24 protein-coding genes are annotated in these 21,968 nt (G+C 63.6%); 2 read left to right on the forward strand and 22 right to left on the reverse strand.

Annotated features, from left to right (window positions below; translation table 11 throughout):
• Window positions 1–30 precede the first annotated feature (30 nt).
• The 12 genes from APH42_RS14340 to APH42_RS14395 all read right to left on the reverse strand — a co-directional run bounded on the left by APH42_RS14340 (window position 31) and on the right by APH42_RS14395 (window position 9,920).
• A complete protein-coding gene (locus tag APH42_RS14340; protein ID WP_012271169.1) occupies window positions 31–813 on the reverse strand; it encodes a TatD family hydrolase in 783 nt (260 codons plus the stop codon).
• A gap of 30 nt (window positions 814–843) precedes the next feature.
• Window positions 844–1,830 carry a DNA polymerase III subunit delta' gene (locus tag APH42_RS14345; RefSeq protein ID WP_012271168.1) on the reverse strand — a complete coding sequence of 329 codons (987 nt, stop codon included), beginning with the start codon at window positions 1,828–1,830 and terminating at the stop codon, window positions 844–846.
• Window positions 1,823–2,455, reverse strand: coding sequence for a dTMP kinase (gene tmk, locus APH42_RS14350; protein WP_012271167.1), 633 nt, complete (start codon window positions 2,453–2,455; stop codon window positions 1,823–1,825). Before tmk ends, APH42_RS14345 begins: the two co-directional genes overlap by 8 nt.
• A gap of 9 nt (window positions 2,456–2,464) precedes the next feature.
• Window positions 2,465–3,667: an endolytic transglycosylase MltG gene (mltG, locus tag APH42_RS14355; protein WP_012271166.1), complete on the reverse strand. Its 1,203-nt coding sequence runs from the start codon at window positions 3,665–3,667 to the stop codon at window positions 2,465–2,467.
• Window positions 3,668–3,671: 4 nt separating this feature from the next.
• Entirely contained in the window at window positions 3,672–4,487 is an 816-nt protein-coding gene (pabC, locus tag APH42_RS14360; RefSeq protein ID WP_012271165.1) for an aminodeoxychorismate lyase, read from the reverse strand.
• Window positions 4,487–5,731, reverse strand: a complete 1,245-nt coding sequence (gene fabF, locus APH42_RS14365; RefSeq protein ID WP_012271164.1) for a beta-ketoacyl-ACP synthase II — start codon at window positions 5,729–5,731, stop codon at window positions 4,487–4,489. Before fabF ends, pabC begins: the two co-directional genes overlap by 1 nt.
• Window positions 5,732–5,920: 189 nt before the next feature.
• Complete coding sequence (acpP, locus tag APH42_RS14370; protein ID WP_012271163.1) at window positions 5,921–6,157, reverse strand: acyl carrier protein; 237 nt, start codon at window positions 6,155–6,157, stop codon at window positions 5,921–5,923.
• A gap of 203 nt (window positions 6,158–6,360) precedes the next feature.
• Window positions 6,361–7,101 carry a 3-oxoacyl-ACP reductase FabG gene (fabG, locus tag APH42_RS14375; RefSeq protein WP_012271162.1) on the reverse strand — a complete coding sequence of 247 codons (741 nt, stop codon included), beginning with the start codon at window positions 7,099–7,101 and terminating at the stop codon, window positions 6,361–6,363.
• Between the two features lie 15 nt (window positions 7,102–7,116).
• The gene (fabD, locus tag APH42_RS14380) at window positions 7,117–8,055 is read right to left on the reverse strand and encodes an ACP S-malonyltransferase (RefSeq protein ID WP_082421399.1); all 939 of its coding nucleotides are present in this window, start codon (window positions 8,053–8,055) and stop codon (window positions 7,117–7,119) included.
• Between the two features lie 127 nt (window positions 8,056–8,182).
• A complete protein-coding gene (gene plsX / locus APH42_RS14385) occupies window positions 8,183–9,193 on the reverse strand; it encodes a phosphate acyltransferase PlsX (protein WP_012271160.1) in 1,011 nt (336 codons plus the stop codon).
• A gap of 3 nt (window positions 9,194–9,196) precedes the next feature.
• Window positions 9,197–9,379, reverse strand: coding sequence for a 50S ribosomal protein L32 (gene rpmF, locus APH42_RS14390; RefSeq protein WP_003247154.1), 183 nt, complete (start codon window positions 9,377–9,379; stop codon window positions 9,197–9,199).
• Window positions 9,380–9,392: 13 nt separating this feature from the next.
• Window positions 9,393–9,920 carry a YceD family protein gene (locus APH42_RS14395; RefSeq protein ID WP_012271159.1) on the reverse strand — a complete coding sequence of 176 codons (528 nt, stop codon included), beginning with the start codon at window positions 9,918–9,920 and terminating at the stop codon, window positions 9,393–9,395.
• Between the two features lie 96 nt (window positions 9,921–10,016).
• Between APH42_RS14395 and APH42_RS14400 the strand changes: the two genes are divergently transcribed.
• The gene (locus APH42_RS14400; RefSeq protein ID WP_060493581.1) at window positions 10,017–10,595 is read left to right on the forward strand and encodes a nucleoside triphosphate pyrophosphatase; all 579 of its coding nucleotides are present in this window, start codon (window positions 10,017–10,019) and stop codon (window positions 10,593–10,595) included.
• Window positions 10,596–10,635: 40 nt separating this feature from the next.
• Here the strand turns inward: APH42_RS14400 and APH42_RS14405 are convergent, their stop codons facing one another.
• The 3 genes from APH42_RS14405 to rluC are packed head-to-tail and all read right to left on the reverse strand — an operon-like array spanning window position 10,636 to window position 13,266.
• Window positions 10,636–11,625, reverse strand: coding sequence for a S49 family peptidase (locus APH42_RS14405; RefSeq protein WP_012271157.1), 990 nt, complete (start codon window positions 11,623–11,625; stop codon window positions 10,636–10,638).
• Window positions 11,626–11,631: 6 nt separating this feature from the next.
• The gene (locus APH42_RS14410; RefSeq protein ID WP_012271156.1) at window positions 11,632–12,306 is read right to left on the reverse strand and encodes an HAD family hydrolase; all 675 of its coding nucleotides are present in this window, start codon (window positions 12,304–12,306) and stop codon (window positions 11,632–11,634) included.
• Window positions 12,307–12,309: 3 nt separating this feature from the next.
• A complete protein-coding gene (rluC, locus tag APH42_RS14415) occupies window positions 12,310–13,266 on the reverse strand; it encodes a 23S rRNA pseudouridine(955/2504/2580) synthase RluC (RefSeq protein WP_060493582.1) in 957 nt (318 codons plus the stop codon).
• Window positions 13,267–14,062: 796 nt separating this feature from the next.
• Between rluC and rne the strand changes: the two genes are divergently transcribed.
• Entirely contained in the window at window positions 14,063–17,323 is a 3,261-nt protein-coding gene (gene rne, locus APH42_RS14420) for a ribonuclease E (RefSeq protein ID WP_060493583.1), read from the forward strand.
• Window positions 17,324–17,428: 105 nt separating this feature from the next.
• On the opposite strand, the gene murB is transcribed toward rne, so the two are convergent.
• The 7 genes from murB to APH42_RS14455 are packed head-to-tail and all read right to left on the reverse strand — an operon-like array spanning window position 17,429 to window position 21,967.
• Entirely contained in the window at window positions 17,429–18,448 is a 1,020-nt protein-coding gene (gene murB, locus APH42_RS14425; RefSeq protein ID WP_012271153.1) for a UDP-N-acetylmuramate dehydrogenase, read from the reverse strand.
• Window positions 18,445–18,909, reverse strand: a complete 465-nt coding sequence (locus APH42_RS14430; protein WP_060493584.1) for a low molecular weight protein-tyrosine-phosphatase — start codon at window positions 18,907–18,909, stop codon at window positions 18,445–18,447. Before APH42_RS14430 ends, murB begins: the two co-directional genes overlap by 4 nt.
• Window positions 18,909–19,673 (reverse strand): 3-deoxy-manno-octulosonate cytidylyltransferase, encoded by a 765-nt coding sequence (gene kdsB, locus APH42_RS14435; RefSeq protein WP_060493585.1) that lies wholly within the window; start codon window positions 19,671–19,673, stop codon window positions 18,909–18,911. The genes APH42_RS14430 and kdsB overlap by 1 nt, the downstream gene beginning before the upstream one ends.
• Complete coding sequence (locus APH42_RS14440; RefSeq protein ID WP_003247142.1) at window positions 19,670–19,855, reverse strand: Trm112 family protein; 186 nt, start codon at window positions 19,853–19,855, stop codon at window positions 19,670–19,672. Before APH42_RS14440 ends, kdsB begins: the two co-directional genes overlap by 4 nt.
• A gap of 44 nt (window positions 19,856–19,899) precedes the next feature.
• A complete protein-coding gene (gene lpxK, locus APH42_RS14445) occupies window positions 19,900–20,901 on the reverse strand; it encodes a tetraacyldisaccharide 4'-kinase (RefSeq protein WP_060493586.1) in 1,002 nt (333 codons plus the stop codon).
• A complete protein-coding gene (locus APH42_RS14450) occupies window positions 20,901–21,335 on the reverse strand; it encodes a biopolymer transporter ExbD (protein WP_012271149.1) in 435 nt (144 codons plus the stop codon). Before APH42_RS14450 ends, lpxK begins: the two co-directional genes overlap by 1 nt.
• Window positions 21,332–21,967, reverse strand: coding sequence for a MotA/TolQ/ExbB proton channel family protein (locus tag APH42_RS14455; protein WP_016391244.1), 636 nt, complete (start codon window positions 21,965–21,967; stop codon window positions 21,332–21,334). The genes APH42_RS14450 and APH42_RS14455 overlap by 4 nt, the downstream gene beginning before the upstream one ends.
• Between the last annotated feature and the right edge of the window lies 1 nt (window position 21,968).

Below are 21,968 nucleotides of genomic sequence, written 5' to 3' on the forward strand. Positions count from 1 at the left end.
AAGAGCAAGAGCAATCAGGCTCGTGCTCTATCAGGCCACCCGCGCCAACGGGAACAACCGCTTGAAGTTGGCGGTGGTCTGCTCGGCCAGTTGCTCATAACTGGCCCCGCGCAACGAAGCCACATACTCCGCCACTTCCCGCACATACTGCGGCAAGTTCGGCTTACCGCGATACGGAATCGGAGCCAGATAAGGCGAATCGGTCTCCACCAGCAACCGATCAACCGGCACCTGCCGCGCCACCTCACGCAGGGCATCAGCATTGCGGAAGGTCACAATGCCAGACAGCGAAATGTAATACCCCAGGTCCAGTGCGGCCTTGGCCATGTCCCAGTCCTCGGTAAAGCAGTGCAGCACGCCAGCCTGCGGCAAGCTGGCCTCGCGCAACAGCGCCAAGGTATCGGCACGGGCCGCCCGCGTATGCACGATCACCGGTTTGCCGGTCTGCCGCGAGGCCTCCAGGTGCAAGCGGAACGAGGCCTGCTGCAGCTCGGCAGCCTCCGGCTCGTAGTGGTAATCCAGCCCGGTTTCGCCAATCGCCACTGCATGCGGGTGGGCCAGTTCGCGCAACAGCCATTCCAGCGCCGGGGTTTCGCCTGGAGCCAAGTCCAGCGGGTGCACACCCACCGAGCAGTCGACGTCAGCGTACTGCTCGCTAAGCGCCTTCACCGCGCCAGCATTCTCGGCACTCACGCCAATGCACAGGAAATGCCCGACCCCGCGCTCACGCGCCGCCTGCAGGGCAGCATCGAGCGAGCCCTGGTGGGCGCTGAGGTCAAGACGGTCGAGGTGGCAATGGGAATCTACAAGCATGGGATAACAGCACACATGAAAAATGGGATATCAGCGGGCGCCGGGCAGTTGCAGCCAGTGGGCCAGCAGCGATTCAAGCAGCAGGGCACGGTTGAGGTTGGCCTTGCCCAGCACCTTCTGGCGCTGCTCAAGGATCCACGCCTGCACCTCCAGCACCTTGGCCTGACGGCTCTTCTGCGCAAGGTATTGCACCACCTTGCGCATATCCGCCAAGCCTAACCCCTCCTCGTCCTGGGTCAACTGGTAGCGCAGGATCAGGTGCGCCCAATCGCAGAACCAGTCGAACAGCCGCAACAACGGTACAGCGTTCCAGGCGTCGGCCAACTGGCTGGGCGATTGCTGCTGCTTGAGCAGCTTCTTCACCCCGTCGGTAACCAGCGCGCGTTGCTCGCGCACACCCTGAGCCTGCAGGCTAACCGCCATCAATGGCGAACCGGCGGCCAGGGTCAGCAGCTCATCGCGCTCAGCCTCATCACTGTCGGGCAACGCGCCAGCCAGCCAAGCCTGGCTCTGGGCCAGGCTGGGCTGCGGGCAGGCAACCTGCTGGCAACGACTCTTGATCGTTGGCAACAGGCGACTTGGCTGATGCGTGACCAACAGCAGCACGGTATCGCCGGAAGGCTCTTCAAGGCTTTTCAGCAGCGCGTTGGAGGCATTGACGTTCATCGCTTCCACCGGCTCGATCAACACCACCTTGCGCCCACCCAGTTGCGCCGTCTGCACCACGAAGGCCACCAGCTCACGGACCTGGTCGACCTTGATCGGTTTGTCGGCTTCCTCGGGTTCGAGGACAAAGTTGTCCGGGTGGCTGCCAGCCTTGAGCAACAGGCACGACTTGCACTCGCCACAGGCCTCCAAGCCCAGCGGTCGCTGGCACATGAGGCGGGCCATCAGGCGCTCGGCCAACGCTCGCTTGCCGATGCCTTGGGGCCCGTGCAGCAAGTACGCATGGGCGTGCTGGCTGCGCCCAGCCAGTTGCTGCCACAGCGCTTCCTGCCAAGGGTAGGCCTCAGCCACGGCAACGCTCCACAATGCCTGGCAGCAGAGCGTCGATGTCACGCTGCACGGCCTCCAGGGATTGTGCGGCATCAAGCAAGCTGTAGCGCTGCGGCGCACGCTGGGCGCGCTGCAGGTACGCCTGGCGCACGGCTTCGAAGAAGGCCTGGCCCTCCTGCTCGAAACGGTCCAGGCGGCCACGGGCGGCGGCGCGGGCCAGGCCCACTTCCACCGGCAGGTCGAAGACCAAGGTCAGGTCCGGGCGCAGGCCGCCCTGGACGAACTGCTCCAGGGTTGCGATACGCTCGACCGACAAACCACGGCCACCGCCCTGATAGGCATAGGTGGCATCGGTGAAACGATCACACAGCACCACGGCCCCACGGGCCAATGCCGGACGGATCACCTGCGCCAGGTGCTGGGCGCGCGCGGCGAACACCAGCAGCAGTTCAGTGTCGGCCGCCATGCTTTCATCACTGGGCGCCAGCAGCAGTTCGCGCACCCTTTCCGCCAACGGTGTACCACCAGGCTCACGGGTAAGCACCACGTCCAGGCCGTGCTCGCGCAGGCGCGCGGCCAGGTAGTCGCGATTGGTGCTCTTGCCCGCGCCTTCGGGGCCTTCCAAAGTAATAAACAAGCCGCTCACAGGCAGTCCTCAATGTTGTTCGTCAGGCGTTGGCCGTTCGGCCGCTTGCGCACCGCCGGCAGGGGCATCCTGCACGGGCGGTTCATCGGGCGCTGGCTGCGCGGCCGGCTCGTCCGCCGCTGGCGGCTCAGGCTGCTGCGCGTCGTCGGCGTCATCCACGCCTGGCTTGGTGTCTTGCTGCGGCGCGGGGCTGGAACGGTAGTCCGCCCGGCGCTTGAGCTGGAACTCGCGCACCGCCGAGTTATGATCATCGAGGTCATCGGAGAACACATGGCTGCCATCGCCACGAGCGACGAAGTACAGGCTGGTGCCATCGGACGGGTTCAGTGCCGCGTGAATAGCCTCGCGGCCAACCATGGCGATCGGGGTCGGCGGCAGGCCTGTCATGGTGTAGGTGTTGTAGGGCGTAGGCTCGCGCAGGTCGGCGCGGGTGATCTTGCCGTTGTAGCGTTCACCCATGCCGTAGATCACTGTCGGGTCGGTCTGCAGCATCATGCCCAGGCGCATGCGCCTCACGAACACGCCGGCAATCTGCCCGCGCTCCTGCGGAATTCCGGTTTCCTTTTCCACAAGGGAGGCCATGATCAACGCCTGGTACGGGTCGCGATACGGCAGGTCGGTCGTACGTTCGGCCCACTCCTTGGCCAACACTTCATCCAGGCGCATGTAGGCCTGCTGCAGCAACTCGACGTCACTCATGCCCCGTACGAAGCGGTAGGTGTCCGGGAAGAAGCGGCCTTCGGGGAACACACCGGTATGGCCGAGCTTGTCCATGACCTCGGCGTCCGACAAGCCCTCCAGGGTATGTTTGATCTTTTCATGCTTGGCCACGGCCGAGCGCACCTGGCGGAAGGTCCAGCCTTCGACCAAGGTCAGGTTGTACTGCACCACGTCGCCCCGGCGCCAGGCATCGAACAGCTGCTCGACGGTCATGCCGGGGGTAAGGCGATACTCTCCGGTATGCAGCGGGGTACCCGCCATGTTGAAGCGCCAGTACAAGCGCAACCAGACGGCGTCGTCGAGCAACCCTTCCGTTTGCATGCGATAGAACATGCGGTTGGGGGTAGTACCATTGGGCACGTCGAGCAGGCGCTCCTGCGTCACGTGCAAGGGCTGCTCCAGGACCGAGTTGACCTTCCAGGCCGACCAGCCTAGCGCCAGGCCGGCGAGGATCAGACCCATTTCCAGCAACAGCAGGAATTTACGTCTCACGAATTCAGGTTTCCAGTAACGTACGGGCAACGGCCTGCAGTGTTCGGGTGAGCGGGCCCGGCGACCAGTTTAGCGCGGCTACGCCACGTACGGGCCAGACACCGTAGACGCTGTTGCAAACAAATACTTCATCAGCCTGCTCCAGCGCATCGTAGGGCAGGTCGCAGACCTGCACCACAATACCCAGCAGTTGGGCCTGCTCCAGCAACGCGCCACGCATCACCCCAGCCACACCACAACGGCCAAGGTCGGCGGTGAGCAGCACGCCATCACGTACAAGGAACAGATTGCTGTACACCCCTTCGATCACCCTGCCCTGCCCGTCACGCATCAACCCTTCGGCATGTTCACTGTCCTGCCACTCGGCACGGGCCAGTACCTGCTCAAGGCGATTGAGGTGTTTGAGGCCGGCCAGCAAGGGTTGTTCCCCAAGGCGTGTCTGGCAAGGGAACAAACGCACGCCGTGTTCGGCATGCTCGACAGGATAGCTGGGTAATGGGCTGCCTTGCAGGATGCGCCGCGGCGCGGCACCCGCAACCGGCGCATAGCCACGCTGGCTGTCGCCACGCGTAAGAATGAGTTTGGCGACGCCTTCACCGAGCTGGCTGGCGTAACGCAGCAGTTCGTCGCGCACCAGCGCCAGGTCGGCGCCGATCGCCAGGCGCTGACACCCCAGCGCCAGGCGTGCGAGATGACCGTCCAGCAAGCTGGGCCGACCGCCACGCACGGCGATGGTTTCGAACAACCCATCGCCGTAGGCCAGGCCGCGATTCTGCAGGTTGACTGCAGTCGCCGGCTGGCCATCGATCCAGCTGTGCATCAACCGGCGAACCGGCGGAACACCAGCGAGCCGTTGGTGCCGCCAAAGCCGAACGAGTTGGACAACACCACGTCGATCGGCATGCTGCGCGCCTGGTGTGGCACGAAGTCGAGGTCGCAACCTTCGTCCGGCTCGTCCAGGTTGATGGTGGGCGGGGCCATCTGGCTGTTGATGGCCAGCACGCTGAAGATCGCTTCCACCGCACCCGCGGCACCCAGCAAGTGGCCGGTCATCGACTTGGTCGAGCTGACCGCCAGCTTGTAGGCATGCTCGCCGAATACGCGCTTGATCGCAGCCACTTCGGCCACATCGCCCGCTGGGGTCGAGGTGCCGTGGGCGTTGATGTAGCTGACTTCTTCCGGCTGGATGCCAGCATCGCGCAGCGCGTTGGCCATGCAGCGGGCAGCGCCTTCACCGGTGTCGGGTGGCGAAGTCATGTGGTAGGCGTCGCCGCTCATGCCAAAGCCAACCAGCTCGGCGTAGATGGTCGCACCACGGGCCTTGGCATGCTCCAGCTCTTCGAGTACCAGGGCACCGGCACCGTCGGACAGCACAAAGCCGTCACGGCCCTTGTCCCACGGGCGGCTGGCACGGCTTGGCTCGTCGTTGCGGGTGGACAGTGCACGCGAAGCACCGAAACCGCCCATGCCCAGGCCGCAGGCTGCCATTTCGGCACCACCGGCGATCATCACGTCAGCTTCACCGTAGGCGATATTGCGCGCGGCCATGCCGATGCAATGGGTGCCGGTAGTGCAAGCGGTGGCGATGGCGTAATTCGGCCCTTGCAGACCCAGGTGGATCGACAGGAACCCGGAGATCATGTTGATGATCGAACCTGGCACAAAAAACGGCGAAATGCGGCGCGGCCCCGAATCGTGCAGGGTGCGGCTGGTTTCTTCGATGTTGGTCAGACCACCGATACCCGAGCCCATGGCCACGCCAATACGCTCGCGGTTGGCGTCGGTGACCTCCAGGCCAGCATTACGCACCGCCTGGAAACCGGCCGCCAGGCCGTACTGGATGAACAGGTCAAGCTTGCGGGCCTCTTTGGCCGACAGGTACTGCTCAACCTCGAAGCCTTTCACCGAGCCGCCAAAACGGGTGGAGTAGGCAGACAGGTCCGTGTGTTCGATCGGACCGATGCCACTGCGGCCAGCCAGAATGCCCTGCCAGGTGCTCGGTACATCGGTACCCAGTGGCGACAGCATACCCATACCGGTGACCACGACGCGTCTACGCGACACAGTACTCTCCTTTTCTAATAACAGAGTCTCTTGCGATTACATTCAAGCGCTGGAATGGAATGGCAACAGGCTCTTGGTGCGCGGTGAGCGAAGCCGGCTCGCCAAGATGCAGCGCGTTCGCAAAGAAAAAACCGCACGCCGGCAAAGGCAGTGCGGTTTTTCTCGTCAAGAAGCGACGACTACAGCGTCTTAGGCCTTGTGGCTGTTGACGTAGTCGATAGCGGCTTGAACGGTAGTGATTTTCTCGGCTTCTTCGTCAGGGATTTCGGTCTCGAATTCCTCTTCCAGAGCCATCACCAGCTCAACGGTGTCAAGCGAATCGGCACCCAGGTCATCGACGAAGGACTTCTCGTTGGTCACTTCATCTTCCTTCACGCCCAGTTGCTCGGCGACGATTTTCTTGACGCGTTCTTCGATGGTGCTCATACCTAGTTTTCACTCCTAATGGACATATGTCAGGCAGCTGGCCGGTGGCTAATTTTATAGAAAGACGTTCGCTTTTCAAGCGAAACGCACCTTCAGGCTAGTCACCGCACCCGCTGCCTGGAATCTGGTTGCAGCTTTATAACGGATTTTAGGCTCGCAGTATGACTCTTTTTTTACGAAATCCGTCACATTGAGTTGCAGTGTTACATGTACATCCCGCCGTTGACCGGCACGGTAGCGCCAGTCACGTAGGCTGCACCGTCGGACGCCAGGAACGAAACCACCTTGGCGATTTCGTCGGCCTGGCCCAGGCGGCCCAGCGGAATCTGGGTCTGCAGGGCTTCGCGCTGCGCTTCTGGCAGTTCGCGGGTCATGTCGGTGTCGATGAAGCCCGGGGTCACCGAATTGACGGTGATGCCGCGCGAACCGACTTCACGCGCCAGGGCACGGCTGAAGCCTTCCAGGCCAGCCTTGGCGGCCGCGTAGTTGGCCTGGCCAGCGTTGCCCATGGCACCGACGACCGAGCCGATGCTGATGATACGGCCCCAGCGTGCCTTGGTCATGCCGCGCAGCACGCCCTTGGACAGACGGTAGAGGCTGTTCAGGTTGGTGTCGATCACGTCGAACCACTCGTCGTCCTTCATGCGCAGCATGAGGTTGTCGCGAGTGATGCCGGCGTTGTTGACCAGGATTGCCGGTGCGCCGAACTGCTCGGCGATGGCGCCCAGCACAGCTTCGACGGACTCGGCGCTGGTCACGTTCAGTTCCATGCCGGTACCGGCGATACCGTGCTCTTTCAGGGTGGCAGCGATGCGCTCGGCGCCGGACGCCGAAGTGGCGGTGCCGATCACGGTCGCGCCCTGGCGGCCCAGCTCGAGGGCGATGGCCTGGCCAATGCCACGGCTGGCGCCGGTGACCAGTGCAACTTTACCTTGCAGGCTCATGCAAGCTTCTCCAAATCAGGCCAGCGCCGCACGGGTGGCGGCGACGGCGTCAGGGGTATTGAGGTTGTAGGTGATCACGCCGTCGGCGCAACGCTTGTTCAGGCCAGCCAGAACCTTGCCCGGGCCACACTCGACCAGGTTGACCGCACCATTGGCGGCCAAGGCCTGTACGCACTCGACCCAGCGTACCGGCTGATACAGCTGTGCCAGCAGGTCGTGCTTGAGGGCATCGAGGTCGGCGGCGACTGCGGCGGTGACGTTCTGCACGACCGGGATCTGCGGGGCCTTCCATTCGATGGCGTTGACCGATTCGGCAAAGCGCTCGGCAGCCGGCTTCATCAGGGCACAGTGCGACGGTACGCTGACCGCCAGCGGCAGGGCGCGCTTGGCACCCTTGGCCTTGCACAGCTCCATGGCGCGGTCTACCGCAGCCTTGTTGCCGGCGATGACCACCTGGCCTGGCGAGTTGAAGTTCACGGCGCTGACCACTTGGTCTTCAGCCGCTTCGGCGCACAGCTCAACGACCACAGCATCGTCCAGGCCGAGGATGGCGGCCATGGCACCATGGCCGGCCGGCACGGCTTCCTGCATCAGCTGGCCACGGCGCTCGACCAGGCGAACGGCGTCTGCCAGGGTGATGCTGCCAGCAGCTACGAGGGCGCTGTATTCGCCCAGGCTATGACCAGAAACGAAGGCTGGCTGTGCGCCGCCCTCTTCCAGCCACAGGCGCCACAACGCGATGGACGCGGTGAGGATGGCCGGCTGGGTCTTGTCGGTCTGGTTGAGTTGCTCCTCCGGGCCTTCCTGGACCAGCTTCCACAGGTCGTAACCGAGTGCCTTGGAGGCCTCCTTGAAGGTTTCGACGATCACTGGCTTCTCGGCGCCGAGTTCGGCGAGCATGCCCAGCGACTGGGAACCTTGACCGGGAAAGACGAATGCGAGAGATGCAGACATAGAACAAGCCCTTATGATCTTGTCGTCGGATAGGGTGCGCCAGGCCCTGGGCCAGGCGCGGAATCTGAAAACTTGGATGGATGCACAGACCAAGCGGTCACATTTAAGCACTTCATGGGCAAAACGCCTAAAGCAACAGGTCTTCGAGGCGCCCATGCAAGCGCTGCGGCAGGTTTTCCTGAATCTCGATCAACGCCCGCTGAATGGCACTCTGAAAGCCCTGCACGCCCGCCGAGCCATGGCTCTTGATGACAATGCCCTGCAACCCCAGGAAGCTCGCACCATTGTGCCGCGCCGGCGCCAGGTCAGCCTGCAGGCGTTTGAGCAGCGGCATCGCTACCGCCCCGGCGGCCCGCGACAACACGCCACCCTTGAACAACTGCTCGATGCGCGCGCCGATCATGGTTGCCAGCCCCTCGCTGGACTTGAGCAGGATATTGCCGACAAACCCGTCGCACACCACTACATCAGCCTCGCCACGGTACAGCCCGTCACCCTCGACAAAGCCTACGTAGTTGAGCCCACGGGCGTTCTGCAACAGGCTGGCCGCCAGCTTGACCTGCTGGTTGCCCTTGATGTCCTCGGTGCCGATATTCAGCAGCGCCACACGCGGCCGATGCACGCCCAGCGCCTGGGCGGCCACCGAGCCCATCACAGCGAACTGGTAGAGGTTCTCGGCGCTGCAATCGACGTTGGCCCCCAGGTCGAGCAATTGGCAGTAACCCGCCTGGGTCGGAATCGCCGCCACCATGGCTGGCCGATCGATACCCGGCAAGGTCTTGAGCACGAAGCGTGATAGCGCCATCAGCGCACCGGTATTGCCAGCACTGACGCAGGCCTGGGCCTTGCCGTCGCGAACCAGCTCAAGGGCGATGCGCATCGACGAGTCCGGCTTGCCGCGCAACGCCTGAGATGGCCGCTCGTCCATGCCGATCACCTCACTGGCGGCGACAATCTGCAGGCGCGCGCGATCCGCAGCCGCAAGGCCGCTGACAAGATCTTCTAGGAGGGAGGGTTGACCGACGAGGGTCAGGTGCAGCGAGGGGGTAGCCGAAAGGCAGGCAATGCTAGCCTGGACAATGCTGCGGGGACCGAAGTCCCCGCCCATTGCGTCGATCGCGATGATCTGAGCGGACAAGGATTACTCGTCAGCGCCCTTATCGACCACTTTGCGACCACGGTATACGCCTTCTGGCGAAACGTGGTGGCGCAGGTGAACTTCACCGGTGGTTTTCTCTACCGACAGCGCGTTTTCCGACAGGGCGTCGTGCGAACGGCGCATGTCACGGGCAGAGCGGGATTTTTTGTTCTGCTGAACAGCCATAATTGATTAACTCCTAAACGTTTGGGTCACGCTTTAACTGCGCCAAAACACTGAACGGGTTGGACCGCGATACCTCGTCCTTGCTCGAATCGGGCTCGTCTGCGCCCGCCGGCTGCTGGCATTCTTCCGGATGATGAGCAGGCACGATTGGCAAGGCGAGCAGAAGCTCCTCCTCGACCAGCGCCTGCAGATCCAAAGGATCTTCGCCCAGTTCCAGCACGTCATAGCCTTTCGGCAACGACTGGGTATTCGCACCCTCCTTCACCACGGCGTAAGTACATTCGCTGTGGATCGGTAGGGTGACCAGCTCAAGACAACGCTGGCAAACCATCTTGACCTCGACGTCCAGCTCGCTGTGGATAACCACCACGTGCTGTTCATCTCGTTCAAAATCGAACTTCGCCTGCACCGTACCGACATTGTCGGAAAGCGGGTCGCAGAGTCTTTCCAAATCAGCGAGTTGCAGCGAACCGTTAAGGGTTACGCCACGATCGGCTAATTTGCGCGGGTCAACGTGAGGTGGAATCGGGTCATTCAACATAGGCGCAGCATTCTAGGGATGCCCCCCGCCCCTGTCAAAGGAAATTAGGCGGCATCGTGCGTGATAGAATTGGTTCAACCGAACCCGGAGTCTACCATGCTTCCTTTGTTACTGGCTTCCAGCTCTGCCTATCGCCGCGAACTGCTTGCACGCCTGCGCCTGCCCTTCACCTGGGCAAGCCCCGACATAGACGAGCAGCGCCTGGCCGACGAGCCTGCCGTAGAGCTAGTACGCCGGCTTGCCAGACAAAAGGCCGAAGCCCTGGCAGACAGCAACCCAGGGCATTTGATCATCGGTTCGGACCAGGTGGCCGTGTTGGGCGAGCAGGTGCTGGGCAAACCCCACACCTTCGAGCGGGCTTGCGAGCAGCTGCTGGAGTGCAGCGGGCAGCAGGTGAGCTTTCTGACCGGACTGGCATTGCTCAACAGCGCGACCGGGCACTGCCAGGTGGACTGCGTGCCATTTACGGTGACGCTGCGCGAATTGAGCAGAGAACGGGTGGAGCGCTATGTGACGGCGGAACAGCCGCTGGATTGCGCCGGGAGCTTCAAGGCGGAGGGTTTAGGGGTAAGCTTGTTCCAGAGCACGCACGGGTGCGATGCGACCAGCTTGATCGGCCTACCATTGATTCGATTGGTGGATATGCTGACCAAGGAAGGCGTTGTCATCCCTTGAGACTTGGGGGCGCTTGCGCCCCCAGCGACCTCAGCGCGAATCAGCGCAACTGCGGCCCTTGAAAGCCCATCCACATCGCCAGGTGCTCAGCCACGCTGGCCCCCACGCGCTTGGAGAAGCGATCGAACGGCGATTCCTGCACGGTGAAGTCGACCAACTCCTTCTCACCAACGATCTCGCGCGCTACATAGCTGGCACTGCCCAGCCCATCCACCAGCCCTAGCGCCTTGGCCTGCTCACCCGACCACACCAGACCACTGAACAGCTCCGGGTGCTCCTTGTCCTTCAGCCGCTCGCCGCGCCCCTGCTTGACCATGGCAATGAACTGGTTGTGCGTGGTGTCCAGCACGCCCTGCCAGAATCGGGTCTCTTCGGGCTTTTCCGGCGAGAACGGATCAAGGAAGGCCTTGTGCTCGCCTGACGTGTAGGCGCGCCGCTCCACCCCCAGCTTCTCCATGGTGCCGACAAACCCATAACCGGCCGCCGTCACACCGATCGAGCCCACCAGGCTGGCCTTGTCGGCGTAGATCTCGTCCGCCGCACTGGCAATGTAGTAAGCCCCGGAAGCACCAAGGTCCGAGATCACCGCATACAACTTGATGGCCGGGTATTCGGCACGCAGACGACGGATTTCGTCATACACGTAGCCTGCCTGCACCGGGCTGCCACCCGGGCTATTGATACGCATCACCACAGCCTTGGTCTTGCTGTCCTTGAACGCATCGCGCAGGCTCTTGACGATGTTGTCGGCGCTGGCAGCCTCCTGATCGGCAATCACCCCACGCACCTCGACCAGCGCGGTATGGCTGGCGCTGCGCGAGGCGGCCTTGTCCATGTCCATCAGCGGGGTGAACAACACCAGGATGCCGAACAGATAGACGAAGGTCAGCAGCTTGAAGAAGATCCCCCAGCGCCGCGAGCGGCGCTGCTCCTGCACGCTGGCCAGCAAGGTCTTTTCCAGCAGCTTCCAGCTTTTGCGCTCTTCGCGCTCCTCGGGCTCGGCCTCGGGGGCCTTCCATTCGTCTGCCATGCTTACCTACCTTGGAAGTGGAATTGCAGTACCACCCAGCCACTCGCGCAGCTGGGAAAAGTGATCGATGCAAACCTGCGGCCCAAACTCGGCCAGCGCCTGTAGCGACATGGCACCATAGCCCACCGCCACCGAATGCATGCCGGCATTGCTGGCCATCTGCAGATCGAATGCAGAATCTCCGACCATCAGCGCACGCCCCGGTTCGACGCCGCAATGCGCGAGGATCTCCTCAAGCATCAGCGGGTGCGGTTTACCACGGGTTTCGTCGGCAGCGCGGGTGATGTCGAAGAACTGCTCCCAACCATTGGCCTTGAGCACCCGATCCAACCCGCGACGAGCTTTGCCGGTGGCCACCGCCAGGCGGTAACCCTCGGCGCGGAAGGCATCCAGCGACTCGACCACGCCCTCGAACAACGGCGAGGGCTGCTGATCCAGCGCCATGTAGATATCGGCATAGTGCTGACGAAAGCGCTCCACCTGCGCAGGCGCCAGGTGCGGGTACAGCGTATGAATGGCCTCGCCCAGGGCCAGGCCGATGATGCCCTTGACTGCATCGTCGCCACTGGGCGCCTCGCCAGCACGCTCGGCGGCGGCGTTCATCGCCTCAACGATACGCCCGATGGAATCAGCCAGCGTGCCGTCCCAGTCGAAAATCAGTAGCTCATAGCCCTTTTTCATAGATCAGGATGCACTCAAACGCTCAATGGTTTTCGCCCACACCTCATCCACCGGCGCCTCGAGTTTAAGCTCGCCTCCGTCCGGCAGCGGCACGGTCAGCGCATAGGCATGCAGGAACAGGCGCTTGCCGCCCAGCTCGCGAATCTCGCGACTGAAGTCTTCGTCACCGTATTTGCTGTCGCCGGCAATCATGTGCCCGGCGTGCAGGGTGTGCACACGGATCTGATGGGTACGACCGGTGATCGGGCGCGCCTCGACAATGGTGGCGAATTCGCCAAAACGGCGCAGCACGCGGAACAGGGTCAGCGCCTCCTTGCCCTCGTCGTTCACCTCGACCATGCGCTCACCGGAACGCAGGTTGCTCTTGAGCAATGGCGCATTGACCTGTTTTTTCGAGGTCGGCCAATGGCCACGCACCAGCGCCATGTAGCGCTTGTCGACACCATCGCCGCGCAGGGCGGCATGCAGGTGGCGCAGCATGCTGCGCTTCTTGGCGATCATCAGCAGGCCGGAGGTGTCGCGATCCAGGCGGTGCACCAGTTCCAGCTCCTTGGCATCCGGGCGCAGTTGGCGCAGCGCCTCGATCACCCCAAAGCTCAGGCCGCTGCCGCCGTGCACGGCAATGCCGGCGGGCTTGTTCATCACGATCAGCGCCTTGTCTTCGTAGACAATCGCGGCCTCCAGGCGCTGCAACAGGCCCTGGGCCACCGGTGCCGGTTCGTCACGTTCCGGCAGGCGGACGGGCGGCACCCGCACGATGTCGCCGGCCTGGATTTTGTACTCCGGCTTGACGCGGCCCTTGTTGACCCTCACCTCACCCTTGCGCAGGATGCGGTAGACCAGCGTCTTGGGCACGCCCTTGAGGGCCGTGATGAGGAAATTGTCGATGCGTTGGCCGGCAAGCTCCGGCGCGACTTCGATCAGCTGAACGCCGGAAGTCGGAGGGGTATTGGTCGTCATGGCGGGATCATAACAATTTTTTATGGAATTGAAGCACTTAATCATTGCTGCTATAGTCGCGAACGCCGCCAAAAGCGGCAGGCCAGCGGCACCAGGCTCTTCGCCGGTCCCTGACCTTCGCAATTCTCCAGGACGCGAGGCCGTCCTACGGGGTTTTCGCCAGTTTACCGAATTGCCTGGAATCGCCACCAGCGCTGTGTAGAGAAGACCGAAAAAAAACGACAAGTGCGGTGTTTCACCTGCTTACCCGATTCTTTTCGCTGCACCTCTGCCCGCGAGTCGCTTCCACGCAACGCCCGGCGAATGCTTCGGAAATACCTGCCTTGGACATGAATGGCGCCAGCGCAGAACCAGCGCTGGCGAAAAATGCAACCCGTTGCGGATTCAGCGCGCGGCAGCACCCGAATTATCAGGGATACGTGCAGGGTGGAGATGCACAGCCCTCGGACCGTGTAGCACCGCGTCCGGCCACCAGCCCACTCACGGCTGGCGAGCGGATAAGGTCCTGAACAGATGCCTCCGGGCGTCCACGGCTGACGGTTGATTCCTCCTCCTGACTGAGTGCACAAGGCCCGCTTGGTTGATTCGGATACCTATTCGAAGCCACCGGGGCCTTGTTGGCACCGCAGCAAACAGGACGCGTCGTCGCGACAACGGCAGGCTGGGCAACCGGCTGGTGCCGAACGTCGCTCGACACGGGGGTGGCCCGGCCACCCTTTGCGCACCTTGGCACCGACCATGAGACGTCGTGTGTGCCGAACGCCGTTTCCGGCAGCCCGGAAACCGACGGTACAACATGAAAAGAATGCTGATTAACGCGACTCAACCCGAAGAGTTGCGTGTAGCCCTGGTGGACGGCCAACGTCTCTACGACCTGGACATCGAGTCCGGTGCGCGCGAGCAGAAAAAGGCCAACATCTATAAAGGCAAGATCACCCGCATCGAACCCAGCCTCGAAGCCGCCTTCGTCGACTTCGGCTCCGAACGTCACGGCTTCCTGCCGCTGAAAGAAATCTCCCGCGAATACTTCAAGAAGGCCCCTGAAGGCCGGGTCAACATCAAGGAAGTACTCAGCGAAGGCCAGGAAGTCATCGTCCAGGTCGAGAAGGAAGAGCGCGGCAACAAAGGCGCCGCCCTCACCACCTTCATCAGCCTGGCTGGCCGCTACCTGGTTCTGATGCCCAACAACCCGCGTGCCGGCGGCATCTCCCGCCGCATCGAAGGCGAAGAGCGCAACGAACTGCGTGAAGCCCTGAACGGCCTGACCGTGCCGGGCGACATGGGCCTGATCGTGCGCACTGCAGGCCTGGGCCGCAGCAGCGAAGAAATGCAGTGGGACCTCGACTACCTGCTGCAGCTGTGGACCGCCATCAAGGAAGCGTCCCTGGACCGCGCCGCGCCATTCCTGATCTACCAGGAAAGCAACGTCATCATCCGCGCCATCCGCGACTACCTGCGCCAGGACATCGGCGAAGTGCTGATCGACAGCATCGACGCCCAGGAAGAAGCCCTCACCTTCATCCGCCAGGTGATGCCGCAGTACGCCAGCAAGGTCAAGCTGTACGAAGACAGCGTGCCGCTGTTCAACCGTTTCCAGATCGAAAGCCAGATCGAGACCGCCTTCCAGCGCGTGGTCGACCTGCCTTCCGGCGGCTCGATCGTGATCGACCCGACCGAAGCCCTGGTGTCCATCGACATCAACTCGGCGCGCGCCACCAAAGGCAGCGACATCGAAGAAACCGCCTTGCAGACCAACCTGGAAGCGGCCGAGGAAATCGCCCGCCAGCTACGCCTGCGTGACATTGGTGGCCTGATCGTCATCGACTTCATCGACATGACCCCGGCGAAAAACCAACGCGCCGTGGAAGAACGCGTCCGCGAATGCCTGGAAGCCGACCGCGCCCGCGTGCAGGTTGGCCGCATCTCCCGCTTCGGCCTGCTGGAAATGTCCCGTCAGCGCCTGCGCCCGTCGCTGGGCGAAAGCAGCGGCATCGTCTGCCCACGCTGCTCCGGCACCGGCATCATCCGCGATGTCGAGTCGCTGTCGCTGGCCATCCTGCGCCTGATCGAAGAAGAAGCCCTGAAGGACCGCACCGCCGAAGTGCGTGCCCAGGTGCCGATCCCGGTGGCCGCGTTCCTGCTCAACGAGAAGCGCAACTCGATCACCAAGATCGAACTGCGCACCCGTGCGCGCATCATCATCTTGCCAAACGACCACCTGGAAACCCCGCACTTCGAAGTCCAGCGCCTGCGCGACGACAACCCGGAAGTGCTGAACAACCAGTCCAGCTACGAGATCGCCGCCGCCGAAACCGAAGAAGCGCCGCAGCCGACCGCCACCCGCACCCTGGTACGTCAGGAAGCTGCTGTGAAAACGGCCCCGGCACGCGCCAATGCGCCGGTACCGGCCGCCGCTGAAGAGCCGCAGGCTGCCGCACCGGTCGCCCCTGCCCCGAGCGCTCCGGAGCCAAGCCTGTTCAAGGGCCTGGTGAAGTCGCTGGTCAGCCTGTTCGCCGGCAAGGACGAGCCTGCCGCCGCACCGGTGGTTGCCGCCGAAAAACCGGCCGCTGAGCGCAGCCCACGCAACGAAGAACGCCGCAACGGCCGCCAGCAAAGCCGCAACCGCAACGGCCGCCGCGACGAAGAGCGCAAGCCGCGTGAAGAACGTGCCGAGCGCGCACCGCGCGAAGAGCGCCAGCCACGCGAGGAACGCGCACCGCGCGAAGAGCGTGCACCACGTGAAGAGCGCGCCCCACGCGAAGAACGTGCGCCGCGCGAAGAGCGTGCACCACGTCAGCCACGCGAAGACCGCCGCAGCAACCGTGGCGAAGAGCGCGTACGCGAGCTGCGTGAGCCGCTGGATGCTACCCCGCCAGCCGAACGCGAAGAGCGCCAGCCGCGCGAAGAACGTGTAACCCGCGAAGAACGTGCTCCACGCGAAGAGCGTGCACCGCGTGAAGAGCGTGCTCCACGTGAAGAGCGCGCACCTCGCGAAGAGCGTGCCCCTCGTGAAGAACGTGCTCCACGCGAAGAGCGCGCCCCTCGCGAAGAACGTGCTCCACGTGAAGAACGTGCCCCGCGCCCACCACGCGAAGAGCGTCAGCCACGTGCCGCAGAAGAAGCGGCCGAACAGGCTGCCGAGCTGGCCGAAGAGCAACTGCCAAACGATGAGCTGCTGCAGGACGAGCAGGAAGCCACCGATGGCGAGCGCCCGCGCCGCCGCTCGCGTGGTCAGCGCCGTCGCAGCAACCGTCGTGAGCGCCAGCGCAACGCCAATGGCGAGCTGATCGACGGCGAAGAAGAAGGCAGCGAAGAGCAACCACAACAGCACCAGGCCACCGAGCTGGGTGCCGAACTGGCCGCCGGCCTGGCAGTGACTGCCGCTGTTGCCACCAGCAACATCAGCACCGACGCCGAAGCCCAGGCCAACCAGCAGGCCGAGCGCGCCACCGCTGAAGTCGCCACCGCAGCAGAAACTGACAACAGCGAAGCCGCCCAACCCGTCGAGCAGGTTGAAAAGGTAGAGCAGGTCGAAGCTGTCGCCAAGGCTGAGGAAGTGGCCGTAGCACCTGCGGTCGAGCAACCGGTCAGCGAGCCAGTGGCCGTGGTCGAGGCAACCGCCGAGCCTGTGGTCGAAATCGCTCCGCAGGCCGCCGTCGAAGCGACACCTGTTGTCGAGCCGGCCGTGGTTGCCGAAACCGTGGCTGCTGAAGCGCCAGTGGAAGCCCCAGCCGTGGAAGCCGGTGAAATCGAACAGGCCCCGGCCGTTGTCGAAGCGGCTTCGGTTGCCGAGCAACCCGCACCGGTAATCGAAGCTCAGCCAGAAGCAGTGGCCGAGCCTGCACCCGTGGTCGTCGAACCTGCAGCGATCGAAGCCCCAGCCGCAGTAGAGCCGGCCACCGTCATGCTGGCGAACGGCCGCGCGCCGAACGACCCGCGTGAAGTGCGCCGTCGCAAGCGTGAAGCCGAGGCTGCCGCCAAAGCCGCACAGGAAGCTGCCGCCACCGAGGAGCCAGCCCTGGAAGCCGCCGATGAGCACAAGCCTCATCACGGTTGATAGCCAAGGCTGAATAAAAAGCCCCGCCAGTGCGAACTGGCGGGGCTTTTTCTTGGCCAAGTGAACGTGGTCGCTGGGTTGGGGCCGCTACGCTGCCCCCTTCGATCAGTAGAGGTTAGGCTCCATTTCCAGCTCAACCCCGAAACGCTCCAGGATATCCGCCTGGATCCGCAGCGCCAGCGCCTGCATCTGCGCCCCGCTCGCCTGGCCATAGTTGACCAACACCAGCGACTGCAGGCGATGCACGCCCGCATCACCATCGCGATGCCCTTTCCAGCCCGCCTGTTCGATCAACCAACCCGCCGCCAACTTCACCCGGCCATCAGCCTGCGGATACGCCACAACGGCCGGATACTGCGCACGAATATGCTCGACCAGACCAGCCGGCACCACCGGGTTCTTGAAGAAGCTCCCAGCATTGCCAAGTTCAGCCGGGTCCGGCAGCTTCTCGCGGCGAATGCTGCAAATTGCATCACTGATCGCCTGCGCAGTCGGCTCGGTTACGCCCTGTTCCGCCAGGCGCTGACGCACTGGGCCGTAATCCAGATGGGCCTGCAGGGTGCGTGTCAGGGCAAAGCGCACACGCAGGATCAACCAGCGCCCGGGGTTGCGCTTGAAAAGACTGTCGCGGTAGCCAAAGGCACACTCCGCCAAACCGAAGTCACGCAGCTCGCCGGTCTCGCGGTCCAGGGCTGTCAGGCCGGCGAATACGTCCTTGATCTCTACCCCATAAGCACCCACGTTCTGCATGGGTGCCGCGCCCACGGTGCCAGGGATGAGGCTGAGGTTCTCCAGCCCGCAATACCCCTGCGTCAATGCCCATTGTACGAATGCATGCCAAGGCTCACCGGCCTCGGCCTCGACCACGACGCGCTCGCCATCGTCACTGAGCACGCGCCGGCCACGGCTGGCCATGTGCAGCACCAACGCATCGATATCACGGGTCAGCAGCAGGTTGCTGCCGCCACCGATCACCAACACCGGGAGGCCTTGCTGCTGCGCCTGGCTCAGCGCCTGGCGTACCTGCAGGTCATCCTGCGCCTGGCTGAAATAGCGCGCCTTCACGTCGATACCGAAGGTGTTGTAAGGCTTGAGCGATACCTGCTCCTGCCACTGCACTGTCATAGCCGCCCCTTGATTTCCAGCACCAGCGCCTGGCAAGCCGCTTCGACCAGGTCGAGCACCTGCTCGAACCCGTCGGCGCCGCCGTAGTAAGGATCTGGCACTTCATCCAGCGCCCCCTGGTAGCGGCGCAGGAACAAGTCGAGCTCACCCACTGCAGTGGACGGGCGCAGGGCGCGCAAATCGCGCAGGTTACTCTCGTCCATGGCCAGAACCAGGTCGTATTCGGCAAAGTGCGAAGCCCTGACCTGCTGGGCGCGCTGTTGCGACAAGTCGTAACCGCGCGCCAGCGCCGCCTTGCAGGTACGGCTGTCTGGCGCCTTGCCGACATGCCAGTCGCCGGTACCGGCCGACGCCACCTGCACCTTGTCGGCCAGCCCGGCGACCTGCAATTGATGGCGCAGCACGCCTTCGGCAGTGGGCGAGCGGCAGATGTTGCCCAGGCACACGAACAGAACGCGCATCAGGCCTCCAGCAAGCGCCGTACGCGCTCCAGGTCTTCGGGGGTATCCACACCCACAGCAGGCGCCTCGATAGCGTCCTCGACGTGAATGCGCACGCCGTGCCACAGCGCACGCAGTTGCTCCAGCGCTTCGGTTTGCTCAAGCCAGCACGGACCCCAGCTGACGAAGTCCTGCAGGAAGCCGACGCGGTAGGCGTACATGCCGATGTGACGGCGATACGGCACGCCCTCCGGCAGCACGTTGCGGTCCTTGGCAAAGGCATCGCGAGCCCAGGGCAGCGGCGCACGACTGAAAGTCAGGGCCAGGCCGTTCTTGTCGCTCACCACCTTGACCGCATTGGGATTGAACACGGCTTCCGGCTCATGGATGGGCTCTGCCAGGGTGGCAATACCAGCCTCCGGGTGGGCTGCCAGGTTGGCGGCCACCTGATCGATGATCACCGGTGGGATCAGCGGCTCGTCGCCCTGCACGTTGACCACGATGGCATCAGCCGGCAAGCCGAGGTGCGCGACCACTTCAGCCAGGCGGTCGGTGCCGGATTCATGGTCGGCACGGGTCATCAGCACTTCGGCGCCAAAGGCCTGGCAGGCCTCGAGGATGCTGGCGTCGTCGGTGGCGATGACCACGCGGCTGGCACCGCTCCTGCGTGCCTGCTCCCACACATGCTGCACCATCGGCTTGCCGGCGATCGGCAACAACGGCTTGCCCGGCAAACGCGTGGAGCGCAGCCGGGCGGGGATCACCACGGTGAAGTTCAGGCTCATTTGTCCAGACGCTCGTCGTCGGTCAGGGTACGCGCCTCGCTTTCGAGCATGACCGGGATACCGTCGCGGATCGGGTAGGCCAGGCCCGCGCCCTTGCTGATCAGCTCGGTCTTGTCGGCGCTGAGCTTGAGCGGGCCTTTGGTGATCGGGCAGGCCAGGATATCGAGCAGTTTGGTGTCCATTGAAAGCTTCCTTTAGGCCAGGTGGCCGGAAATTGAAAACGGGCTCAGGGCTTGCGCAGCAAACGCTGTAGCTGGTTGTCTAACCAGGCGCTGAAAGCCGGCGTGGGCTGTGCCTCGACGGCCAGGTACCACCAGTCGTCAGCGGCAAAGGCCCGGCATTTCACCGCGTCCTTCTCGGTCATCACCAGCGGTAACTGCGGGCTGAAGGCCAGGCTCTGGGCGCTGAATTGCGCATGGTCGGCGAAGGGGTGCGGCACCGGCTGCCAGTTTAGCCCCAGCAGGGTATTGAAGAAACGTTGCGGGTTACCGATACCGGCCACCGCATGCAGGCGCTGGCCTGCGGGGAAATGGTCGAGCGCACGGCGCTCGCCGCTGCGCAGGTTAACCAGCGCGGACGGCTGCAGGCAAAAGCCAAAGCCATCGGCGCGGTCAGCATTGGCACCATTGAACAGCACGGCATCTGCATCCAGCAGGCGTTCGGCGGGCTCGCGCAAAGGGCCGGCCGGCAGGCAGCGGCCATTGCCCAGGCCACGGGCGGCATCGATCAGCACCAGTTCCAGGTCACGGGCCAGGCGGTAATGCTGCATGCCGTCGTCGCACAGGATCAGGTCGAGCGGTTCGCTGGCCAGCAACGTCTGCACGGCGCGGGAACGGTCGGGGTCGATCATCAGCGGCACGCCGGTGCGCTGCACGATCAGCAGCGGCTCGTCGCCCGCCTGGTCGGCGCACTGATTGGCCTGCACGCGCCAAGGTAACTGCGGCGGCTTGGCCCCATAGCCACGGCTGACCACGCCCACCTTCAGCCCCTGTTGGCGGCAGTGTTCGATCAGCCAGAGGATCATCGGCGTCTTGCCGGTGCCGCCCACGGTGATGTTGCCCACCACGATCACCGGCACTGGCGCCCGATAGCTGGCGCTTTCGCCACTGAGAAAACGTGCCCGTTTGCGCGTGACCACACGGCGATACAAAGCCTCCAGCGGTCGCAGCAGCGCCAAAGCCGGGTGCCCGGCGTACCAGGCGGCGAGCAAACGGTCGGCGAAAGCCATCAAGGCGTGCCCTGGGCCGCCTCGACGGTGGTCATGCGCAACTGGCTGAAACCGAGCTTGCCGGCGGCATCCATTGCGGTGACCACAGCCTGATGCGGGGTCTTGCCGTCGGCGCTGATGGCCAGCGGCAGCTTGTTGTCGCCGCCCGACTCACGCTCGATGGCTTCGCTCAAGGTGGCCAGGTCGCTCTTGGGCAGCAGGTGGTTGTTCACCGAATACACGCCTTCGGCGCTGATGGTGATTTCCACCAGCTTGCCCTGATCGGCCGGCGCCTGCTCGGCACTGGCAGCTTCAGGCAGCTCGACGCGCAGCTGGGTCTCGCGAGTGAAGGTGGTGGTTACCACGAAGAACAGCAGCAGGACGAACACCACGTCGATCAGCGACGCCAGGTTGATGTCGACGTTTTCCCGCTGGCGATTGCGCCGGAACTTCACGCCTTGCCTCCGGCCACTTCCACTTCACGGTCGCCCTGGATCACTTCCACCAGCTTGATCGCTTCTTGTTCCATGCCCACCACCAGCTCATCGATGCGGCGCAGCAGGAAACGGTGGAAGAATACCGCCGGGATACCGACCATCAGGCCGGCCGCCGTGGTAACCAGGGCCTTGGAGATACCACCGGCCAGCACCGCGGCGTTGGCGGTCATCTGCGAGCCCATGAAGGCGCTGAAGATGTCGATCATGCCCAGTACGGTGCCCAGCAGGCCCAGCAACGGAGCCATGGCAGCGATGGTGCCGAGGGTGCTGATGTAGCGCTCCAGTTCGTGGATGACACGCGAAGCGGCTTCCTCGATGCACTCTTTCATGATTTCACGACCATGGCGCGAGTTGGCCAGGCCCGCAGCAAGGATTTCGCCCAGTGGCGAATCGGCGCGCAAGGCTTTGAGCTTGTCACTGGTCAGTTGCTTGTCCTTGATCCACATCCACACCTGGCCCAGCAGGTGCGGCGGGGTGACGCGGCTGGCGCGCAGGGTCCACAGGCGCTCGACGACGATAGCCATGGCAGCGATGGAACTCAGAATGATCGGCAGCATCATCCAACCACCGGACTTGACCAATTCCCACACA

This window comes from Pseudomonas sp. NBRC 111140 (assembly GCF_001320885.1).
Taxonomy (GTDB): Bacteria; Pseudomonadota; Gammaproteobacteria; order Pseudomonadales; family Pseudomonadaceae; genus Aquipseudomonas; species Aquipseudomonas putida_P.

Bases quoted from the DNA above. Each gene is read 5' to 3' on its own strand.
- APH42_RS14340 (WP_012271169.1), bottom strand. From the start codon at position 813: ATGCTTGTAGATTCCCATTGCCACCTCGACCGTCTTGACCTCAGCGCC.
- pabC (WP_012271165.1), bottom strand. From the start codon at position 4,487: ATGCACAGCTGGATCGATGGCCAGCCGGCGACTGCAGTCAACCTGCAG.
- acpP (WP_012271163.1), bottom strand. From the start codon at position 6,157: ATGAGCACCATCGAAGAACGCGTCAAGAAAATCGTCGCCGAGCAACTG.
- fabG (WP_012271162.1), bottom strand. From the start codon at position 7,101: ATGAGCCTGCAAGGTAAAGTTGCACTGGTCACCGGCGCCAGCCGTGGC.
- fabD (WP_082421399.1), bottom strand. From the start codon at position 8,055: ATGTCTGCATCTCTCGCATTCGTCTTTCCCGGTCAAGGTTCCCAGTCG.
- rpmF (WP_003247154.1), bottom strand. From the start codon at position 9,379: ATGGCTGTTCAGCAGAACAAAAAATCCCGCTCTGCCCGTGACATGCGC.
- APH42_RS14395 (WP_012271159.1), bottom strand. From the start codon at position 9,920: ATGTTGAATGACCCGATTCCACCTCACGTTGACCCGCGCAAATTAGCC.
- APH42_RS14400 (WP_060493581.1), top strand. From the start codon at position 10,017: ATGCTTCCTTTGTTACTGGCTTCCAGCTCTGCCTATCGCCGCGAACTG.
- APH42_RS14405 (WP_012271157.1), bottom strand. From the start codon at position 11,625: ATGGCAGACGAATGGAAGGCCCCCGAGGCCGAGCCCGAGGAGCGCGAA.
- APH42_RS14410 (WP_012271156.1), bottom strand. From the start codon at position 12,306: ATGAAAAAGGGCTATGAGCTACTGATTTTCGACTGGGACGGCACGCTG.
- rluC (WP_060493582.1), bottom strand. From the start codon at position 13,266: ATGACGACCAATACCCCTCCGACTTCCGGCGTTCAGCTGATCGAAGTC.
- rne (WP_060493583.1), top strand. From the start codon at position 14,063: ATGAAAAGAATGCTGATTAACGCGACTCAACCCGAAGAGTTGCGTGTA.
- murB (WP_012271153.1), bottom strand. From the start codon at position 18,448: ATGACAGTGCAGTGGCAGGAGCAGGTATCGCTCAAGCCTTACAACACC.
- APH42_RS14430 (WP_060493584.1), bottom strand. From the start codon at position 18,909: ATGCGCGTTCTGTTCGTGTGCCTGGGCAACATCTGCCGCTCGCCCACT.
- kdsB (WP_060493585.1), bottom strand. From the start codon at position 19,673: ATGAGCCTGAACTTCACCGTGGTGATCCCCGCCCGGCTGCGCTCCACG.
- APH42_RS14440 (WP_003247142.1), bottom strand. From the start codon at position 19,855: ATGGACACCAAACTGCTCGATATCCTGGCCTGCCCGATCACCAAAGGC.
- lpxK (WP_060493586.1), bottom strand. From the start codon at position 20,901: ATGGCTTTCGCCGACCGTTTGCTCGCCGCCTGGTACGCCGGGCACCCG.